The sequence below is a fragment of the Psychrobacter sp. Ps1 genome (genome assembly GCF_022129425.1).
Classification (GTDB): Bacteria; Pseudomonadota; Gammaproteobacteria; order Pseudomonadales; family Moraxellaceae; genus Psychrobacter.
In genome coordinates, this window is sequence record NZ_JADQAN010000014.1 from 14,795 (window position 1) to 35,079 (window position 20,285).

The 20,285-nt window shown below is 43.9% G+C and carries 21 protein-coding genes; 10 read left to right on the forward strand and 11 right to left on the reverse strand.

Going from position 1 to position 20,285, the window contains the following annotated elements; all coding sequences use genetic code 11:
• Positions 1 to 217 precede the first annotated feature (217 nt).
• Both dapF and I3249_RS08555 read left to right on the forward strand, forming a co-directional pair.
• Complete coding sequence (gene dapF / locus I3249_RS08550) at positions 218 to 1,105, forward strand: diaminopimelate epimerase (RefSeq protein ID WP_101205107.1); 888 nt, start codon at positions 218 to 220, stop codon at positions 1,103 to 1,105.
• A 46-nt stretch (positions 1,106 to 1,151) separates the two neighbouring features.
• A complete protein-coding gene (locus I3249_RS08555; RefSeq protein ID WP_238069539.1) occupies positions 1,152 to 2,174 on the forward strand; it encodes a tyrosine recombinase XerC in 1,023 nt (340 codons plus the stop codon).
• Positions 2,175 to 2,207: 33 nt separating this feature from the next.
• Here the strand turns inward: I3249_RS08555 and I3249_RS08560 are convergent, their stop codons facing one another.
• On the reverse strand, positions 2,208 to 3,077 hold the full coding sequence (locus I3249_RS08560) for a nitrilase-related carbon-nitrogen hydrolase (RefSeq protein WP_238069541.1): 870 nt from the start codon (positions 3,075 to 3,077) through the stop codon (positions 2,208 to 2,210).
• A gap of 287 nt (positions 3,078 to 3,364) precedes the next feature.
• Between I3249_RS08560 and rpoN the strand changes: the two genes are divergently transcribed.
• Positions 3,365 to 5,023: an RNA polymerase factor sigma-54 gene (rpoN, locus tag I3249_RS08565; protein ID WP_238069543.1), complete on the forward strand. Its 1,659-nt coding sequence runs from the start codon at positions 3,365 to 3,367 to the stop codon at positions 5,021 to 5,023.
• A gap of 359 nt (positions 5,024 to 5,382) precedes the next feature.
• Entirely contained in the window at positions 5,383 to 5,763 is a 381-nt protein-coding gene (raiA, locus tag I3249_RS08570; protein ID WP_057758130.1) for a ribosome-associated translation inhibitor RaiA, read from the forward strand.
• Between the two features lie 220 nt (positions 5,764 to 5,983).
• On the opposite strand, the gene thiS is transcribed toward raiA, so the two are convergent.
• From thiS to I3249_RS08590, 4 genes are all read right to left on the reverse strand, one after another.
• Complete coding sequence (thiS, locus tag I3249_RS08575) at positions 5,984 to 6,184, reverse strand: sulfur carrier protein ThiS (protein ID WP_102090834.1); 201 nt, start codon at positions 6,182 to 6,184, stop codon at positions 5,984 to 5,986.
• A gap of 132 nt (positions 6,185 to 6,316) precedes the next feature.
• The gene (locus I3249_RS08580) at positions 6,317 to 6,691 is read right to left on the reverse strand and encodes a DUF423 domain-containing protein (protein ID WP_238069544.1); all 375 of its coding nucleotides are present in this window, start codon (positions 6,689 to 6,691) and stop codon (positions 6,317 to 6,319) included.
• Between the two features lie 24 nt (positions 6,692 to 6,715).
• Positions 6,716 to 7,579: an RNA polymerase sigma factor RpoH gene (rpoH, locus tag I3249_RS08585; protein ID WP_197099889.1), complete on the reverse strand. Its 864-nt coding sequence runs from the start codon at positions 7,577 to 7,579 to the stop codon at positions 6,716 to 6,718.
• A gap of 240 nt (positions 7,580 to 7,819) precedes the next feature.
• Positions 7,820 to 8,275: a sulfurtransferase TusA family protein gene (locus I3249_RS08590; RefSeq protein WP_238069545.1), complete on the reverse strand. Its 456-nt coding sequence runs from the start codon at positions 8,273 to 8,275 to the stop codon at positions 7,820 to 7,822.
• A 577-nt stretch (positions 8,276 to 8,852) separates the two neighbouring features.
• On the opposite strand from I3249_RS08590, the gene I3249_RS08595 reads away from it, so the two are divergent.
• Complete coding sequence (locus I3249_RS08595) at positions 8,853 to 10,379, forward strand: M48 family metalloprotease (RefSeq protein WP_238069546.1); 1,527 nt, start codon at positions 8,853 to 8,855, stop codon at positions 10,377 to 10,379.
• A gap of 42 nt (positions 10,380 to 10,421) precedes the next feature.
• Here I3249_RS08595 and I3249_RS08600 read toward each other — a convergent pair whose 3' ends face one another.
• Positions 10,422 to 10,871: a GatB/YqeY domain-containing protein gene (locus tag I3249_RS08600; protein ID WP_057758141.1), complete on the reverse strand. Its 450-nt coding sequence runs from the start codon at positions 10,869 to 10,871 to the stop codon at positions 10,422 to 10,424.
• 203 nt (positions 10,872 to 11,074) lie between these two features.
• Positions 11,075 to 11,290: a 30S ribosomal protein S21 gene (gene rpsU / locus I3249_RS08605; RefSeq protein WP_010195908.1), complete on the reverse strand. Its 216-nt coding sequence runs from the start codon at positions 11,288 to 11,290 to the stop codon at positions 11,075 to 11,077.
• Between the two features lie 698 nt (positions 11,291 to 11,988).
• Between rpsU and I3249_RS08610 the strand changes: the two genes are divergently transcribed.
• The 5 genes from I3249_RS08610 to I3249_RS08630 all read left to right on the forward strand — a co-directional run bounded on the left by I3249_RS08610 (position 11,989) and on the right by I3249_RS08630 (position 15,571).
• Positions 11,989 to 12,360, forward strand: a complete 372-nt coding sequence (locus tag I3249_RS08610; RefSeq protein ID WP_238069547.1) for a hypothetical protein — start codon at positions 11,989 to 11,991, stop codon at positions 12,358 to 12,360.
• 125 nt (positions 12,361 to 12,485) lie between these two features.
• On the forward strand, positions 12,486 to 13,004 hold the full coding sequence (locus I3249_RS08615) for a c-type cytochrome (protein WP_238069548.1): 519 nt from the start codon (positions 12,486 to 12,488) through the stop codon (positions 13,002 to 13,004).
• 237 nt (positions 13,005 to 13,241) lie between these two features.
• On the forward strand, positions 13,242 to 14,300 hold the full coding sequence (tsaD, locus tag I3249_RS08620; protein WP_238069549.1) for a tRNA (adenosine(37)-N6)-threonylcarbamoyltransferase complex transferase subunit TsaD: 1,059 nt from the start codon (positions 13,242 to 13,244) through the stop codon (positions 14,298 to 14,300).
• Between the two features lie 44 nt (positions 14,301 to 14,344).
• Complete coding sequence (crcB, locus tag I3249_RS08625; RefSeq protein ID WP_102078044.1) at positions 14,345 to 14,716, forward strand: fluoride efflux transporter CrcB; 372 nt, start codon at positions 14,345 to 14,347, stop codon at positions 14,714 to 14,716.
• A 225-nt stretch (positions 14,717 to 14,941) separates the two neighbouring features.
• The gene (locus I3249_RS08630) at positions 14,942 to 15,571 is read left to right on the forward strand and encodes a hypothetical protein (RefSeq protein WP_238069550.1); all 630 of its coding nucleotides are present in this window, start codon (positions 14,942 to 14,944) and stop codon (positions 15,569 to 15,571) included.
• A gap of 574 nt (positions 15,572 to 16,145) precedes the next feature.
• Here the strand turns inward: I3249_RS08630 and I3249_RS08635 are convergent.
• From I3249_RS08635 to potA, 4 genes are all read right to left on the reverse strand, one after another.
• Positions 16,146 to 17,036, reverse strand: coding sequence for a LysR family transcriptional regulator (locus tag I3249_RS08635; RefSeq protein WP_238069551.1), 891 nt, complete (start codon positions 17,034 to 17,036; stop codon positions 16,146 to 16,148).
• Between the two features lie 115 nt (positions 17,037 to 17,151).
• Positions 17,152 to 17,958, reverse strand: a complete 807-nt coding sequence (gene potC / locus I3249_RS08640) for a spermidine/putrescine ABC transporter permease PotC (protein WP_238069552.1) — start codon at positions 17,956 to 17,958, stop codon at positions 17,152 to 17,154.
• The gene (gene potB / locus I3249_RS08645) at positions 17,958 to 18,836 is read right to left on the reverse strand and encodes a spermidine/putrescine ABC transporter permease PotB (protein WP_238069554.1); all 879 of its coding nucleotides are present in this window, start codon (positions 18,834 to 18,836) and stop codon (positions 17,958 to 17,960) included. Before potB ends, potC begins: the two co-directional genes overlap by 1 nt.
• Positions 18,836 to 20,077 carry a spermidine/putrescine ABC transporter ATP-binding protein PotA gene (potA, locus tag I3249_RS08650; RefSeq protein ID WP_238069556.1) on the reverse strand — a complete coding sequence of 414 codons (1,242 nt, stop codon included), beginning with the start codon at positions 20,075 to 20,077 and terminating at the stop codon, positions 18,836 to 18,838. The genes potB and potA overlap by 1 nt, the downstream gene beginning before the upstream one ends.
• Between the last annotated feature and the right edge of the window lie 208 nt (positions 20,078 to 20,285).

Sequence of the window (20,285 nt, forward strand, 5' to 3'; positions counted from 1 at the left end):
GAGGAAGGTGTTTTTTAATTAAAGCTGATTCTTAATTGAAGGCAACACCATTCACAAAAATTAGAATAGCAAGGAAAACGAGTGCAAGTACTACTCACTGTAGACTAAACAAGTTTGACACCGCTAATCGTATTTTTGGGGATTGGTATTATTATGATTGTATCTGACAGCGTGCTAATATAAGGCATACATAAAAATAGGATAGGACATCAAAGATATGCTAATAGAGTTTACTAAAATGCATGGGTTGGGTAATGATTTCATGGTCATTGATTTAGTGACCCAGCGCTTAGATTTGACCAAGGGTTTGGTGCAGTTATTGGGCGACCGTCACCTAGGCATTGGTTTTGATCAGCTGCTCGTAGTCGAGCCACCGATGCGTCCTGATGTCGATTTCAGTTATCGTATTTTCAATACTGATGGTACCGAAGTCGAACAGTGCGGCAATGGCGCGCGTTGTTTTGCACGTTTTGTGCAGGCACGTAAACTGTCATTTAAGCAGCGTCTACGCGTTGAGACGGCCAGCGGCATTATTTCTCTGACTACTGATCGTTACGGTTGGGTAGATGTCGATATGGGCAAGCCTAAATTTGAGCCAGATGAGATTCCGTTTAGCCCAAGAGCGACGACCAAAATCCAAAACACCTATCATCTTGATGTAAATGGTACGCCTGTGCAGCTGTATGTTGCCAATATGGGCAACCCGCATGCTGTCATAAAAGTCGATGACGTACTCGATGCCGAGGTTGAGACTTTGGGCAAAGCAATTGAGTCGCATCCTGCGTTCCCAGACCGCGTCAATGTGGGCTTTATGCAAGTGATGAATCAGCGCCATATTCGTCTACGTGTGTACGAGCGCGGTGTGGGTGAGACGCAAGCTTGTGGTACGGGCGCGTGTGCAGCAGTAGCCGTTGGTATACGTGAGGGTTGGCTCGATGAAGGTGAGGAAGTTCGCGCGCAGCTCTACGGTGGCAGCATGATTATCAAATGGCAGCCAGGTTATTCGGTTACGATGACGGGTCCGACCGCTTTCGTTTATGAAGGTGTATTTAGTCCAGATGGCCTGATGGCACAAGCAGGTCTTAAACCCAATGCTGAAGGCTGATAACTGTTGTTAGGCCAATCGTATAAATGCCAAGGATGGTTCTAATATGTTTATGTCTACCAATAAAAACATTCAGGCAGCGAGCTCAGCACCTTGGCTATCTACTGAGCTGGCTGCCACTATAGAGTCGGACGCTGCATTACGAGAGTTGCTCGCACCTGTGCATCGTTGGCTCAATACATTGTCTGTGCGCAACCATTCGCCGCATACTCTGACCGCTTATTTCGCTGGTTTGAATCAACTGGCGTTATTTTTGCGTGGTAAGCGTCTAACGTGGACACGCTGTGATAAACGGCAACTTGCCCAGCACATCAGTCAACGTCTTGATGAAGATAAGTTGGCGCTTGCCAGTGTCCAGCAAGAGTTGTCTGCGATTCGGCATTTTTATGGTTGGATGATTGAAGAAGCGCTAGCACGTATCAACCCAACCACTGGCTATCAGCTGAAGCGCAGTCCTAGACCGTTGCCTTCTATCGCTGATGTCGATTTGCTGACTCAGCTACTCGATCAAGAGATCCCTGATACACCAGAGCAAGCGCGCTTATGGTTACGTGACAAGGCTATGTTCGAATTGCTCTATAGTAGTGGCTTGCGAGTTGGCGAGTTGGTTGCACTCGATATGGCAGATGTGGACTTGTCTGAGTTACGGGTACGAGTCACGGGTAAGGGTAATAAAACACGCCTAGTGCCATTAGGGATAAAGGCCGCAGAAGCGATTAGTCGCTACCTACCACATCGTAATCTGTGGGTAGAGCAGATGGATAGCGCATTATTCATCAGTGAAAAGCTCGGTACCAGATTATCAACACGGGCAGTGCAGCAGCGTTTAAAAGTCGCTGCTACTCGTGCAGGTATTGCACAGAATATGTATCCACATCTATTGCGTCATTGTTTTGCATCACATATGCTGTCAGGCAGTGGCGACTTGCGCGCCGTACAAGAGATGCTCGGGCATAGTGATATTAGTACTACGCAAATTTATACCCACGTTGACTTTGCAAAATTAACGCAGGTTTATGATCGCGCGCATCCACGAGCAACTCATGCTCAAAATGAAGACTTGTCCTAGCAATTAGGCACGAAATCTACTGTAATTAATAATCTATGCCAAACGATGACAGTCAAAGATAGGCAGTTTCTGACGGCCTTGCTCTTGCGCTTGTTTGTCTAATGACGCCATGACGATGGCATATTGTTTATCCAACTCGCTATCGTCATAGCTTGCGATAACAGTACTATCAAACGCTGTAATAGCTGCATGCCCCCATGTCTGACGGGTACTACCATCTTGGTAGAGATGATCACCACCTTGCGCTGCGCCAATGACCATACATTGACTATCTAGAGCACGAGCACGTAACAACAACGACCAGTGCGCTTGTCCAGTCAAGTAAGTAAAGGCAGAAGGGGCACTCAATAGTTCAGCACCAGCTTGTCGCAGACGCTGCGCCAATGCTGGGAAGCGCAAATCAAAACATACCATCATGCCGAGCTGATAGACTGTATTGCCTACTGCTAATGGGGCAATTACAGTCTGTGTACCCGGCTCAAAGGTCGCCGCTTCATTATAGCTACCATGCTTATCAGCTACAGTTGCAGTAAACAGATGAATCTTATCGTAGCGTGCGACGCGGGTACCATCTGGTGCAAACAGCTGGCTCACTTGGCGCAATCTACCATCAGGAACGACAGTGCCATCAGGACGATAATGGCAGGGTAATGAGCCTGCTAGTACATGGATACCAGCAGTGCGTGCGTAATCTGCTATCGTCGCTGATAAGTCGTCAAAACGCTCAGCAGTAGCAGATTGCTGCCCCATGCTACAGCAGTTCTCAGGCAATACAACGAGCTCAGCACCTTGAGCTTGTGCATCTGTGATAGCGGCTTTGATATCTGCTAGATTATCCTCAACATTCTGCTGACTGTTCATTTGAATAGCAGCGATGTTAAGTTGATGGTTACTTGAATTCATGACAATATTCCTATTGGATGTGAGCTGTATTGGCCATTTACCGTAATTTATTTATTATAATATTTTCGCGGTAATGAGCAGACTGCTCGTATTTATGGATTGCTCATCCTTGCCAAGATGATAGTTTACTAGCGATAGCAAACCAAACGTATCCGGACAAAACATAAATTATCATAGCAAAATTGTGGCAAAAAATGCTATCGTCATGTCCTGATAAGATTTATGTCGTTACCTTTACTGACAGAATAAACACAATATCACTAAGATCGGAGTGCAATAAGCTGCCCATGAGTATGTCGTTCGGATTGGCGACCACGCTGAGCAACTCACAAAAGCTAACCCCGCAAATGCAGCAAGCCATAAAATTGCTGCAGCTCTCTAGTCTTGAGCTCGCACAAGAGGTTCAGGCAAAGCTAGATAGTAATCCATTACTTGAACGTATCGAAAATGATGACGAATACGACAGTGGTGACGATGAAATAGAGGAGTGGAGCGAGCCGTTGACGCTTGATAGCTGGAATCAAAGTAGCAGTGACTCATTCGACTCAGTACCTACTACCAGTACAGAGTACAGTGGCGATAGTAGCGATAGCTTCAGTGATAGTTTGGATAAGCTTCAACAGCCTAATATCGATGATAGTGCAATAGATGTAGATAACTACAGCAGTTCTGATGCCGATAGCTTTGATATAAGTAGCTTTGAAACGGATAACTACGCCTCTACTGCAATGGGCTCTGGCAATAGTAGGGGTGATGAAGATTTCGATAGTTACCAAGGCGGTACATCGTCTACCATTCAAGATCATGTGCGCTGGCAGCTGAACTTTAAGCGTTTATCAGAGGCCGATACGCTGATTGCAGAGTATTTAATAGACTCCATGGATGATATGGGCTTTATTCGAATTGATATAGATGAGCTGCTACAGAGCTTTGATACGATGGCAAGTTTCTATCAATGGGATGAGCGCGTTGAAAAAGAAGAAGTCTTAACTGTATTACGTATTATCCAGTCCTGTGATCCAGTTGGTGTGGGGGCGCGTCATTTAAGCGAGTGCTTATCGATTCAGCTATCCAAACTAGATGCCCACACCGAATACCTACAAGAAGCTCAAGCGCTATTATCAGCGAGCGAGCATTTAGTCAGTAATAACATCAAAGCACTGACTGAACGTACAGGGCTTGCACCAGAATACATCACACCTGCGCTTACGCTACTACGTACCTTAAATGCTTCACCAGGGCTATTGTTTCAGTCTAGCCAGCCCGACTATGCCCAGCCGCCTGAGAGCTACGATATTCCAGATGTGCTGGTCACACCTGTTAGAAACAATAAGGCGACAAGTAACTCTGAAGTAGAAGAGGATGGCTGGTATGTACGCCTCAATCCAGACACCCTACCAAAACTACGCGTAAACCAAGAATATGCCAACTTAGTCAAGCGCGGCGATGATAGCCCTGACAATCAATATCTGCGCGAAAACCTTACCGATGCTCGATTGTTTATTCGTAGTATCGAAGAGCGCAATCAAAACCTACTCAAAGTAGCGACTAGCATTGTACGCTATCAACAAGAGTTCCTGCAGCATGGTGCAACCGCCATGCAACCCCTAATATTAAAGGCAATTGCTGAAGAAGTTGACTTGCATGAGTCGACAGTCTCACGCCTTACCACCAGTAAAACCATCTTGACGCCGCAAGGGTTGTTTTCTTTGAAACACTTCTTCTCATCTCACGTAAGTAGTGCTGATGGAGATATCTCATCGACCGCTATCAGTGCCATGATTAAAAAGCTCATCGCTGACGAAGATCCCAAAAAACCATTATCAGACAGTCGTATCAAAGATGAGCTGTTAGCAGATGGTATCGATATAGCCAGAAGAACCGTCGCCAAATATCGTGAAGCAATGAATATTGGCTCGTCTACTCAGCGCAAACAGAAATATTAATTATCTAAGATCATCTTTCTACAAGGTTAATGGCTACCTGTCTGTATAGTGTAAACCAGATATAAAAAATAAAATTTTTTGATTATATAGAAACCAAGTAGAAATAATAGGTATTGTTACACTTAGTTACAATTTAATGGCTTGCTACTGGGCGATTTTCATGACAAATTAGAGTCATACCAACAACGAAAACCAAGTGCCGATTTATAGTATTTATTTACAGCTAATAAAGGAGACGATAAAAGGATACGTCGACACATTACTAGAGGCATTGGGATAGTTAGTGGTAAGGCAGGATGAGAAGAGCAAGAATGCTACCTCATCTGTTGATTGTAAGTTACAAATAAAAGGACAACAATATGAATGTTTCTATCAGTGGTCATCATATCAGCGTTACCGAAGCTATGGACACAGCAGTACGCGAGAAGCTTGAAAAAGTAGAGCGTCACTTCGATCAGATACAAAGTATTCAAGTGATTTTATCGTTAGACAATAGCGGTGCTAGCGACGGCGGTAAAAAGAGCCATAAAGCTGAAGCAATTATGCGTGTCTCGGGTCAAGAAATGTTTGTCCAAGCGTATGAAGATGATATGTATAAAGCCATTAACGAGATGGCAGACAAGCTAGATAGACAAGTACGTAAGTACAAAACCCGTCAAGAGCGCAAAAAGACTCAGGGTGCAGGACGCGATAGTCGCTATCAGGATCTAACCCCTGCAGAAGCAGTACCAGCAGCATAGTTCGAGTCTAAACTTTGAACATTATCGTTACAAGTTAGTGAAAGTAGACTAAGAGAATAAAAAATTTATAAGTAGCTACTGCACTAGTTTGTAATTGGCATAAAAAAAGACCTCTAACGTGTAATACGTTGAGGTCTTTTTTATCATTAGTAAACTTAGTTAGTAAACTTAGAACGAAAATGAACTAGCTATCAGCTCAAGCTTATCCGTCTAAACATTATTAACCACCGCCGACGGCTTGTACTACTTCTATATTCATACCTTCTACAATACGTAGTTGAGCAAGCTCGCTTTTTGGCATCAGATCGCCGTCGACTTCTACAGCGTAACGACCCTGACTAAGACCAAGCTCATTGATAACCAGTTGTACAGTCTGATGAGTGGTTTGCAAGCTTTTACCATTGACAGTAATGGTGCTCATATTAAATACTCCCTAATATTTTAAAATTCCTGTTTATCTGCTATTCACTGCGTATCTTTTGCTTTATTACTGATAGTTCGTTGCAGCTGATGCGAAGAGCTAAAAATAACAATAACTATTCGATTAAACAGCTCAGTTAACTGAACCTTTTAATCGAAAGGCAGAAACGGCCAACCATAGCCAACCTGCAATCATGAGAACGCCACCAATAGGCGTAATCGCACCGAACCAGCGCGGTGCACCAAGCGTCATGGCATACAAACTACCAGCAAAAATGATAATACCAATTTGTAGTAACCAAGCAGTCGTCTGAGTAATATATTTTAAACGAATTAGCAGACCGACAAGCAATAATCCTAGCGTATGTACGAACAAATACAGCGTTGCCGTATGCCACCATTCAAGTTGTTGGATGCTGACGCGGCCTTCTAAACCATGAGCACCAAACGCGCCCAGAGCAACAGCAATAGCCATATTAATTGCGGCAATACCGATCCAATTTATCATTGAACAGCTCGTATCATCTTAAGGCTACTGAATATCATCTGGCAAAATCACACTATCAATGGTCATCGCATCACGGATTTTGTCCATAGCATTTTTCTCGATCTGACGCACTCGCTCAGCTGAGATAGAGTAAACTGCTGCTAACTCATGCAAGGTGGATTTTTGCTCAGATAACCAACGCTGTTCGACGATATCACGCGAACGATCATCTAAAGTGCCCATCGCAGCGATGAGTGCTGATGAGTTGTTCTCTTCCCAATCCGCTTCCTCTAGCTGCTCAGCTGGATCAATTCCATCTTCCAAAAATAGTTGAGGGGCGTAACGACCATCATCATCGTCGCTTGACTGCGCCTCAAACGAAGCATCATAAGAGGTTAGACGTGATTCCATCTCTAACACTTGCTTGCGCGTGACATTCAAGTCATTAGCGATAGCGTCCGCTTCTTCTAGTGTCAGCTGATTGTTGGTTTTCTTAAGGCTGCGCAAGTTAAAGAACAGTTTACGATGAGCCTTGGTGGTCGCAACCTTGACGATACGCCAGTTGCGAATCACGAACTCATGAATTTCAGCTTTAATCCAATGTACGGCAAACGACACCAGACGTACGCCTTTATTCGGGTCAAAACGTTTGACTGCTTTCATCAATCCTAAGTTACCTTCTTGGATTAAATCTGCTTGCGGCAATCCGTAACCCGAGTAGCTACGTGCGATATGAATCACAAAACGTAGATGCGACATCACTAGTAGTCGAGCGGCTTCGACATCACCTTCATCATAATAGCGATGCGCCAGCTCTTGCTCTTGTACCGGCGTTAGGATTGGGATTTGATGGACAGTATTGATATACGCACCCAAGTTGACCCCTGGCGCTGACAGGTGAGTTGGCATAGCTGGTACTAAGTCACGCGTACTGGTGTTGCCCAATGTACTCGCGTCATAGGGTGGTCGCTGAGCAGCGGCCTTTAATGCAGCATCGCGTGCATCATTTTTTATAGGAGCTGAGCCATCTTTTTTATTTGTATTTACAGCATCAGTAGAAGTATTAGCCATATTCTTGACCTTGGTTAAATAGTTAAGCAAATAGTCAGATAAAAATCTTTATGATTTAATTGTAAAGGATAGCAGCGCTTAGTTGCTATCAGTTTTGGTAATGATGAAGTGATATATTGTAGCGAAACGCTGTAATGATGTGCCATCAACTGACGAGTGATCAGTAACTTCATTGACCACTAGCTTTAAATAATCTGCCGACTGTGATTGCTGACTTTGTCGACAAAACGCTGTGATATCAGCTTGCGAGTTGGGGTCAGTTGCAACCACATACAGTGATTCGCCAACTGTTACGTCACGTAATGCGACCTTAGTTTTTAACAATGGCATCGGGCATGCAAGACCGCGTCCATCAACAAAACCTTTTATATTTAGTTCAGATTGCGCTGTAGCTAAATCATCTGAATTATGACTTTCAGTCGGTAGTAGCTCTAGTAAACTCGCAATGTCATTCTGCTGTGCATCAGTCAAATTCGCTGATAACTGTATAGAGTGCGACACACGTTTGATGACTAATTCACTAGCAGCGGGCATAACTTAAACCTTGTAGATGTCTATATTTTAATTTGTTTTATCAGCGATAGGCTTTGATATTGAGTACGAACATAATCCATCAATCATAAATTATGAGGTCGTCATAACAGCCATCACAGTCATCTAAACCTACTATCATTGCTGCTTATTATACCAAATAGACAATGTATAGTTGCAGTTGAATATAATCAACGCTGCGTTCGGTTCACTAGAATCATATAACCAAGAGTTGCCCGATTAATAGTTATACGATTGAAACTTACTGCATAAATAATATTCCAATGAATAATTACACAGCCATGTTGCGCAATCGTGACGGGTGGCTAAGTTATTGGTAGTTAAGTTCATTGTAGAATTGACCTTGGATAAACAAGCTCGTATAGTCGAAAAGACGTCGTTAATTATCTTATAGGATATACACTTGTACCAGGCTAATAGAACGAAGCGACCCGACAGTAACAACTCTTTAGTAGCCACAAATTCTGTAGGCTTGCCGATTATGCTGTCTAAGCAAAAAGGTAAACGTCATTTTATGAGTGTAGCTTTGCCAAATAGTATCAAGGTAGGACTGTCAATAATGCTACTAGCCATAGCCAGCGGTGCACATAGTCGTGAGAGTCAAACTCTGCCATTTGCTGATAGCTCGTGGCAAGTCACAGATCCGCAAACGCTAGATCTACCAAATCTGCGCGGGCAAGGCTTAAGCTTTGCTGAGCAATATCAAAACAAAATGCTTGGCGAATGGTCATTACAGAATATCAATGGCCGCGTCAGAATGGAGCATGATCCTTGGGTACAGGAAACGATAAAAGACATGACGTGGCGTCTCAATGCCCAAGCTCGGCAGCAAGCACCACTTGGCGTCGTTATCATTGACAACCCCAGTATCAATGCCTTTGCAGCGCCTGGCGGCGTAATAGGTATCAATACTGGAACGATACTGTCAGCTAGTAGCATGGATGAGCTGGCGAGCGTCGTCGCGCATGAAGTTGCGCATATCAGTCAACGACACTACGAGAGCGGCGCTGACGAACGTAAAAAAGCCTTGCTAATGCAGCTAGGCGGTATGTTAGCTGCGATTGCTGCCTCAGCTGTCGATGGTGATGCCGCTGCGGCTGTGATGATGGGCAGTCAGACAGCCTCTATGAATAGCAGCATGGCGTTTAGCCGCAGTAATGAACGCGAGGCTGACCGAGTAGGGATGCAGATTATGACCCAAGCGGGTTATGATCCTCGGGCGATGCCACGGTTCTTTGCCACGATGAATCAGCAGAGTCAGTTAAACCAAGTTGAGAATCAATTTTTACCGAGCTTTGTACGCTCACATCCTCTGAGTAATGAGCGGTTGAGCGAGTCACAAAGTCGCGCTCAGCAGTATCCAGCGCTCTCATTGAGCCAGCAGCAGCGCCATCAAGCATTGTTTGATTTACTGTATTGGCGTGTTCAAGTGACTGGTAAACATGCATCCGAAGTCACACTGACAACAGCTGCCAAAAACAGTCTCGGGGCCAAACTTGCGCTAATGCATTGGTATGGAGAGCAGCAGCGTTTTACAGATGCTAATAAGGTATTGGCGGAGATAAATGCGTTATCAAGCACGCAGCGTCAAAATTTAGAGCCTCTATTGTCGATTACCCACAGTCAGTTATTAAGTGAACAAGGCAAATGGCAACAAACCGTAGATGTCTTAGAGAGCCAACAGCGCCTATATCCTGAGCGCCGTGATTTACGTCTTTATCTGGCCGAAGCACTGACTAACAGTAATCAACCGATAAAAGCCCAAGCGTTGTTGAAGCCACTAACAGAACAGCAGCCAAGCGACCGTTACGCATGGCAAAGCTTGCAACTTGCCAATGAAAAACTTGCTAAGACCACCACCTCACCACAGTTAGCCAATATCGCGACGATTAATGCATTGCGCTATCGCAGTTATGATCAGCTATGGAATGGGCGTTATGAGAGTGCGCTGACCTCTTTGACACAGGCCAAACAGTTGACGGAAAATCTGCAAACTACGGAACAATCTACTAGTGCGCGTCCGTTATTGGCTAATATTAATGCAGAACTCAAAGCAATAATAACCGCCAAAGACTTTAAGCCTTAGGCGGTTATTTGTACAGAGTAGCCTGCCAATCAATAGCAAATGCTAGCCTTGTAACGCGTCTTTAACCATTTTAGAAATCAAAGCAGGATCAGCACGGCCAGCTGTTTTGTTCTTTAAGACACCCATGACGCTGCCCATATCGCGCATAGACGTAGCACCTTGCTCAGCGATTTCAGCATTTACCAATGCCATGATCTCATCTTGATTCATTTGCTGCGGCATAAACTCGTTGATGATATCAATCTCAAACTGCTCTTTGGTGGCCAAGTCATCACGGCCATTTTCTGTAAAGATAGTTAGTGACTCTTGACGCTGCTTTAGCTGCTTTTGCAAAACTTCTAATACTTGCGCATCATCAAGTTCTGTCTGACGGTCAATCTCGATTTGTTTCACTACTGACTGTACGTTGCGCAGTACTTTGACGCGCTCAAGCTCACGAGCTTTCATTGAAACTTTGATATTGTCTGATAACGTCTGTTTAAGTTGGCTCACTGCTATTATCCTTATCGATCTGTTAAATGCTATTCGTTAGAGGTCGTTTGTTAAATTTTTAGAACAAAACCTGCTGATAGTGGTTTTAATAAAAAATTATGTCAGCAGTAATAACAAAAATTGTAGCATAAAAAACGCCACTGATATCGATTGATAACAGTGGCGTTAGTGTAGCGCTTGTACTTAGCTAATCAGATTACTGATTAGTACATACGAGTGGTACGAATAGTTTCGCGTTGTAACTTCTTCTTATAACGCTTTACGGCAGCAGCTTTTTTACGCTTACGTACTTGCGTTGGTTTTTCATAAAACTCACGCTTACGTACGTCTGATAATACACCAGCTTTTTCACAAGCACGTTTGAAACGACGGATAGCGATATCAACTGGTTCGTTTTCTTTAACCTTAACTGCAGGCATGAAGACTCCTCGATTAGGATGAGATATAAGGGCATTAGTTTGGCTGTGTATTAGTATTTAGCCGTAATATCTCAAGATTACAGGCATCAGCTCAAACTAGGACAATTCTCACGCATTAGCGTAAGGGCAGGTATTTTAATAAAAAATACCAACAAAGTCAATGATTTTAAACATTTATTGCTGATAAGGTATTCAATTAGATGGCTATTTGAATTTGGCTCTCAAACTATGAATTCGACATATATACAACGCTTTATCAATAAAAAACCCCTACCATCTATAACGGTTTGATTGGAGTTTATGCTATGATAATTCCCATATTATAGGGTCTATTGAACATTCAAATATTAGGGCTGCTGATGGCTAAAGTTACACCAAACTAGGCGAAAACCGACGATAATGTCGAGACCTTAGCTAGGTTTTCAACAACGGTTGGGGTGATTTTAGCATCAGCCTTGAGAACGGATCGAGCAAAGCACTGCTTTGCCCGTTCGCAAGGCAAGAGCTGTGCTCGAGTGGAGGGCAGTACTCTTTTTTGCCAATATATGGCGAAATAATTTAACCTAGAATGACTAGGCTTCAACAATTTCACTGTATATTGTCTAAAAAATAGTGACTGCCAGCACCCCATTTGAAAGTTCAATAGACCCTAGTAAGCCTATGAACCGTTTTGTGTGTATTTTATTGAGGATGTTGGAATGAAAAAAACAGTATTTAACACGGCATTAAGCACGGCACTTATCGTAGCTTTAGGTGTGAGCGTGAGCGCTTGTAGTGGCGGCGAAGAGCATGAAGAAGTAATGGCAATCGATCGCGTTGACGAAGCTGCTGAACTTGCCATCAAAAATGCGCCACCAGCTGAAGAAATGGAATTCCCAGAGACAGCACCAATGCCAGCAGCTGATGCAGCGGGTACAGAAGCTGACGGTACAGCTACTGCCGAAGCAGGAACGGCTGACGCTGATACTGCAGAAGCAGCCGCTACCGATAGTACGGATACAGCCGCTGCTCCTACTGACAGCGCCGATATGGCGGCTACTGACGACACAGCTGCAGCCACTGCCGAGTAACTTCGTGCTGACTTGACTATTAGCTCAATGGACTATTAAACAGTCGTTGGTCGTATATGTAAGTACTTTAAGCTGATATAACGCATCTCTAATTGATTGCAGACTGACTAAGTAAGGGTAAAACCATGATTGATATACAACCGTACATGAACAAGCTGAAATTGTCTGTAATCAGCATGAGTGTGGTATTTGCTGTGAGTGCTTGTAGCGGTGATAACACAGCTACGGAAGAGCCTGCAGCAGCCGATGAGCCTGCTACCGCTGTAGAAGAAACAGCTGTAGCCGAAGGCGCGACGCTTGAGACTGTGGATGAGTCAGGAACAGAATCAGCAACAGAGTCTGCCGACATAGTAGATGAGGCAGTGGCAACACCTGAAACTGATTCTGAGCCTGAAGTGTTGGCAGCAGATGCAGGTGCCAAACTGTATGAATCAAACTGTCAGGTGTGTCATGCTGCAGGTTTGCTCGATGCGCCAAAGTATGGTGATACAGCAGCTTGGACAGCTCGTCTAACCAAAGATAAAGAGACGCTATATATGCACTCGGCTAAAGGCTTTAATAAAATGCCAGCGCAAGCGGTAAATGGTGTGACCGAAGCACAAGTTAAAGCAGCAGTTGATTATATGCTAGCGTCGGTAAGCTGATACGGTATATATAGAGTATGTCAGCTATTGAAATTTGCTAAACTGGCCGTCATTGTGACTGACAATGACGGTTTTTTTATGCACGTTTTTTGTCATGCCAGTCTGAGAATATACAGCTGTATCAAGCGAATTTGAGATAGTGTGTGACTGGCTGTATTCGTTATCCAATTTCTCAAAATGATGTAAGATAAAAGTGCGATAAAAATAGCACGAAAACGAAAGTATAAAGGCAAAAGTATGAAAGTATTGGGCTTAGAGACTTCTTGTGATGAGACGGGGCTGGCGATTTTTGATAGTGAGCAAATAAATAGCGACAACCAAGGTTTGGTCGGGCAAGTACTGTACTCTCAGATTGAGCTGCACGCACTTTATGGTGGCGTTGTGCCTGAGCTTGCTAGCCGCGATCATATTCGTAAGCTCGTGCCGTTATTGAATGAGCTGCTAGAGCAATGCGATATGAAAAAAAGCGACATCGATGCGATTGCCTATACTAAAGGACCTGGTCTTATTGGTGCATTGATGACAGGCGCACTATTTGGACGTAGCTTAGCTTATGGTTTGGATATTCCAGCGATTGGTATCCATCATATGGAAGGGCATCTTTTGGCACCGCTTATGGGTGCAAACCCTCCAGCATTTCCTTTTGTCTCGCTACTAGTATCTGGTGGGCACACGTTACTGATTGCTGCTCACGGTGTTGGGCAATATGAGATATTGGGTGAGTCGATAGATGATGCGGCGGGTGAGTGCTTTGATAAAGCAGCTAAAATGTTGGGTCTGCCTTATCCTGGCGGCCCTAATATTGCCAAACTGGCAGAAACTGGTAATCCTGACACTTACACACTCCCAAGACCAATGCTACATCGGGGTCTAGACTTTTCGTTTAGTGGTATGAAAACAGCCGTGCATAATCTTATTAAAGATACGCCACATTCAGGAGGGTCGGGTAATGGCGCTGACAGCGATCCACAGATTCGTGCTGATATTGCCGCTAGCTTTCAGCATGCAGTGGTCGACACGCTAGTGAAGAAGTGCGTCAAAGCACTCAAGCAAGCAGATATGAGCCGCTTAGTAATTGCGGGCGGGGTCAGTGCCAATACTCATCTGCGTGAGATGTTAGAGGCTGAACTGGCTAAAATCAATGCAACGGTTCATTATGCACCGCCTGCGCTATGTACGGATAATGGCGCGATGATTGCTTATGCAGGTTTTGAGCGCTTGCAAGCAGGACAATCTGATGATTTGGCCGTTAGCTGTATTCCGCGTTGGCCGATGACAGAGTTGCCAGCCGTATAACTGAGTATTTGGTCCAACACGTTTATATGAATTAAGGACAGTCTATGCAGTGGCTTGCTATTGGTTTGGGCGCAGCATTTGGTGCTTGTCTGCGAGCTTGGCTATCGCGTTTTAATGCCTTGCACGGTTGGGTGCCACTCGGTACTCTGAGCGCCAATATCTTAGGCGGACTGCTGATAGGGCTGGCGCTAGTGTGGTTTGAGCGCATGGGTAGCAACTTATCTGATCATGTGCGCGTGTTTGTGATTACCGGATTTTTGGGTGGGTTAACTACCTTTAGTACGTTTAGTGCAGAGGTATTTGGCTTTATCCATGACGGGCGGCTGCTGGCAGGTTTAGCGCTCATCGGCTTGCATGTTGGACTGACATTATTAGCAACCGCGCTTGGCTTTTATTTCTTTAAGCTAGTTTTGTAGGCGTTGATAGATATTAATCGTTTAAGAGTCTGTTATAAGTGGTTCCATTATACCAGTCTGTTATAAGTAGTCTATTAATACGTTTGGAGAGTGAATTAGCTGGTTCCTTTGGGGTATACTCTCTATTGAAAAGCCTTGAATCAAAAGCTATCACTGGCTACTTAGAAAGCTCGAATTGTACTTTTCCTCATCCACTTACAAAATCGCATACAAGCCATAAATATTATGAATAAAAGACCAGCTCTGCTTGTATCAGACCAAAACCTAAAGTTAGTAACTCAATTTTTGATGATAACTTATGTTCTTTGTTTATTATTACCTGCTTATAAGCTAAGTATAATGGTAGGGAGTGGTGAAGACGGTGGAGGTATGGGTACTCTAATATTGGGTACGTTATACTTACCTTTTGGTCTGATGTTTGGAGACTACGGAATATTAGCTGTTTGTGGAAACTATATATTCTTCTACCTTGTTGTTCGATTACTTACCATACCAAACTATTCGACCAAATTTTCAGTCATTTTAGCCATCTTGTTGTTATGTTCGATAGCTCTAAGTTTTTATGATGTTTTTCCTGTCGGCTACACTTCAAATGGACATATAGTGGCATGGGGATATGGTGCTTTTGCTTGGTATTTTAGTTTGTGTGCCATGTCTTTTTTAATGCTTTATCGTTTTTTTCTTAAAAGAACACCGCACATTTCATGGTTTATATTGGCATTGGTAGTAAGCTTCTTGTGCTCTCTAGGTTTGCGATATTATCAATATCACTATTGGGCCGATGAGTACCACAAAAAGTATTTCTTTGACGCTGTATGGTTGATGCGTATGCTGAGCCACATTGGGAATGTTTAAGATTCAACAATCTGAGAGAGTATGGAAATTCCGAGGTGCTTCATACATCTGCCAGATCGATTCCTGTATAGCGCACCAAACACGATTTTATGAGATAAGCGCAAGATTGAACGATCTATCCACTACCCAAAGTTGGACGTTAAGAACGGCACACCCTCGCCATGATATTGAACGTCAAAACAGACATAAAAAGCCTTAGCTAGGCTTTGAGAGATGAAAATGAAAAAAAGTAGCAAGATAATTCTATTTTCCTTGATAGCTGTGCTATTTTTAGCTCTTGGTGTTGGGCTATATGTTCTTTATCAAGGCTATCTAGTGATTTTACATTCTGTCTAGTAAGTAGCTTTAAGGATAATAAAAGAATGAATCAAGTCAAAAAACCTTCGAGTTAATCACAATAATTACATTCATAAGTACATTGACAGCGACCATCAATATATAAAAAATTTAATATCAATAACTTAGGTTCCGTGTTCAAGTCCTCACTAGGGAACCATTATTTACCATAACATTCATTACGATATGAAAAGGTGATTAATATTTTATAACTATAAGAAAGTAATTAGTAATGAAACTATAGCGGCTTCATAATCCCTTCCAATAAACTGGCAAACCCCTGCATATAGGCCGTATTTCGACTTGAAGTACGCGTTGCGGCGTATAGCTGACAATGCACACCTTTTCCTAGTGGTCGCGAGACGACCCAGCCTTTTCTCTCATATTCAGCAACCACCCAATCAGGCAATGCTGCTACGCCGCGTTCACTAGCAACCAATTGAATCAGCATTGCCGTCAGCTCTGTCGTACGAACACTCTCAAAGCTTACTTGTGCTGGCGTCATAAAGTTAGCAATGATATCGAGGCGTTTGGCTTCTACGGGATAGGCAATCAATGTCTCATTAATCAAATCATCTGGTTCAATAAATTTTTGAGCAGCTAAATCATGCGTTGGTGAAAGTACCAAACGACTCTCATATTCAAACAATGGCTGATAGCTGATACCGTCGAGCGGTAAATCACTGGTAGTGATAAGCAGATCAATATCACCTTCCATGAGTAGATGATGCGGCTCAGGCTCAAACCCTGTGGCAAAGTCTAGCTCGACATCCGACCATTCACGGCGATAGTGGTTCAGTATTGGCATGAGCCAATCAAAGCAGCTGTGGCACTCTGATGCTAGGCGTAATCTACCTGCTTGACCGTGTGCTAAGCGTTTAAGATTTGATTTAGTGCGAGTAACTTGCGGTAGGATATTGTCTGCCAATGCCAATACTGCTTTACCAGCTGGCGTAAAACTAAGCGGGCGCGTCCGACGATTGACTAAGCTGATGTCGTAATAGTTCTCAAGCTCTTTTAATTGATGCGAAACGGCCGAGGCAGTAACGTGTAGCTCATCCGCCGCTGCTGCAAGTGAACCATGCGCTCGTAGCGCGGTTAATGTATTAAGATGACGTAGCTCAAGCATAATATGACCTAACCGCTAAGGTGAGAAAAATTCATTATAGTCAATATAGCGCTGACTTTCACTCATAGTCCATTATTAATGAGTAGTTAATAAGCAATTAGTCAGCAATCAATATCTAGCGCTTGCGTAACAATAACTGTGAGATAACGACCAATACTAGTGAAGCAACCAGTAATAAAGTACCAATGGCGTTGACTTCTGGCTTGAGTCCTACGCGCACCATAGAATAAATGCGCAGCGGTAAAATCTCATAACTAGGCCCTGTGACGAAGGTCGAAACCACCACATCATCTAGCGATAGGGTAAAAGCCAGCAACCAACCCGCCATAACCGCAGGCAAGATAACGGGAATCAATACGGTGCGCACCATGGTTGATTCGTTAGCACCTAAGTCGCGTGCCGCTTCCATCAAGCGCTCATCTAAACTACTCAACCGCGCAAAGACGGTAATCACAACAAAAGGTAGGCAAAAAGTAATGTGCGCCAATAGCAGCGAGACAAAGCCCAATTGCAAACCAATCAATAGGAACAGCGTCAATAACGAGATAGCGAGTACAATCTCAGGTGACATCATCAGGACAAATAGCAATCCATTTAATAAGCCTTTACCGCGAAAGTTATAACGATGTAACGCCAGCGCTGTAAGCGTGCCTATCAAAGTCGAGACGGTGGCTGCCACCAATCCTAAGACAATAGAGTGCCAAAAGGCCTCGAGCATTGCTTGGTTATTAAATAGCGACTCGTACCACTTTAGGCTAAAGCCGCCCCAGTTATAGCCGATTTTTGACTTATTAAAGGACATTACCACTAAGACAATGATGGGCAGGTACAACAAGGCATAAATCAGTCCGAGATAGCCTTTGGCAGCGATACTGCCAAGCTTGAGCGTACGAATTTTGTTGTTCGGTGAGCTATAAGACATTAGGCCACCTCGTTAAAGTCAGTCTTGCCAATACGGCGACTACTGGCACGGTAGGCTAGTAATAATACCGCCATCGCTAGTGTCAATAAGACGCTGGCCGCAGCACCAAATGGCCAGTCACGCGCATCCAGAAATTGGTTTTTAATAATATTACCGACCAATAAATTACGAGAACCACCCAAGATGTCTGCCACATAAAACATGCCCATCGCAGGCAATAGCACGAGCAGTACACCAGAGATAATCCCTGGTGTCGTTAATGGCAATACCACATGCCAAAAGGTTTGTGTTCTGGATGCGCCCAAATCTTGCGAGGCCAATAGCATATCATTGCGTAAGTCTGTAAATACTGCATATAGCGGTAGCACCATAAACGGGAATAACAAGTAAGTTAGTCCTGCGATCACTGCGCCTTGGGTATATAAAATATCGATTGGCGTATCGATTACACCGATGGCTAGCAGAGACTTATTGATCAACCCGTTATTGGCAAATAGTAATTTGAGCGCATATGTCCGTACCAAGGAGTTGGTCCAAAATGGCAGTATCAGTAACATCATAAGCAGCGGCTGCCAACGTATTTTTGCTTTGGAGATCAGCCATGCAAAAGGGTAGCCCAGCAGCAGACAGATGACCGTTGTAATACCTGCCATCCATAATGAGTGGACAAATACCTCAAAATACAATGGGTCAATCATACGCACATAGCTGTCGATACTGACAGGTAAACTGATAAAGGCGCTGCTATCGCGGGTCAAAAAACTGACAGCGATGACCAAGATATTTGGCAACAGCGCAAATATCAGTAGCCAACCCCAAATTAGCCAAAGTGTAGCGGTACGAAATGGACTTTTACTGCCTAAGTGGTTGCGAGCCATCAGCTACCATCCTTTTGTGCAGTTATATCTGGCACAGTTTCAGAGTCTTCTGGCAATACCCACTCCCAGCCATCTACCCATGAGACTTTGACGCCCTCGTTTAGTTTGTAATCGAAGCTCGGGTCATCTTCATCAAAAAACTCAGAGGCCTTAATAATATGACCATTTGCCAGTTCGATAATCGAATCTAAGGTGCTACCTTTATAGTTACTTTCGATGACACGGCCTAGCAGTCCGCTATGCTCGTTATCTTTTGGATCATATATTCGTAGATCTTCGGGACGAAGTAGTAAATTAACGATATCGCCCGCTTGCACATCATTGGCAAAATTGGGACGACGTAAGTTGCGTAAGGTGGTTGGCCCTTCTTGTGCTTGCGCTTCGCAGACTTCGACCTCGATACGTCCGTTGGTCACTTTGCCATCGCGATCTGGCTGGTCTGGATGGACACCTTTTACCTCAGCTCTGAACAAATTGGTCTCGCCGATAAATTTGGCAGTAAACAGATTGGCAGGGGTTTCATAGATCTCGATAGGCGTACCGATTTGCTGGAACGTGCCATCTTTCATCACGGCAATACGGTCTGACATCGACAGCGCTTCTTCTTGGTCATGGGTCACGAAGACAAAGGTAATGCCTAGCTCACGTTGCAGACGTTTTAGCTCAGACTGCATTTGTAGGCGCAGTTTGTGATCGAGTGCGGATAATGGTTCATCAAGCAATAGCAGTTTAGGACGGTTAATGACCGCACGAGCAATGGCAACTCGCTGCTGTTGACCACCAGACAAATCTTGCGGCTTGCGGTTGGCTAAATGTTCTAGCTGTACCATCGCTAGCATCTCGCTAACACGTCTTTGGATTTCATCTTTTGGGACTTTTTTCAGCTTTAGGCCATAAGCCACATTTTGGGCGACGCTCATGTGAGGGAACAGCGCATACTGCTGAAATACGGTATTGACCGGACGTTTATCGGCGGACAAGCCCGCCATCTGTACGCCATCCAAATATATCGCTCCAGCGTTCGGCTGCTCAAAGCCTGCAATCAAGCGTAGTAATGTTGTCTTACCACAGCCTGATGGGCCAAGTAACGTCAAAAACTCACCATGCTTGATATCAAGGTTGATATCTTTTAAGACTTCAGTTTGATCATAAGTTTTTTTTAGACCAGTCAGTTGCAGCAGCACCTGATCATCATGAGGTGACGCAGAGGTGTTATGCGTATTTTGAGATAAATCGGTCATAATATCTGTTCCTAAGCGTCCAATATCTGTATACAGCTGGCTGTCATTATAGGGATTGTCATGAGCGTAAGCACGATTTGATTACTGTCTGAATGCTGCCCATTATAACAAACCCTTGGTATAAGTCAGTGCAAGTTCATTATAAGTTACGCGAGTCATACTGTCGTAGCAGCGATATATACAGCTGTATTTTTAGATGTGACTACAT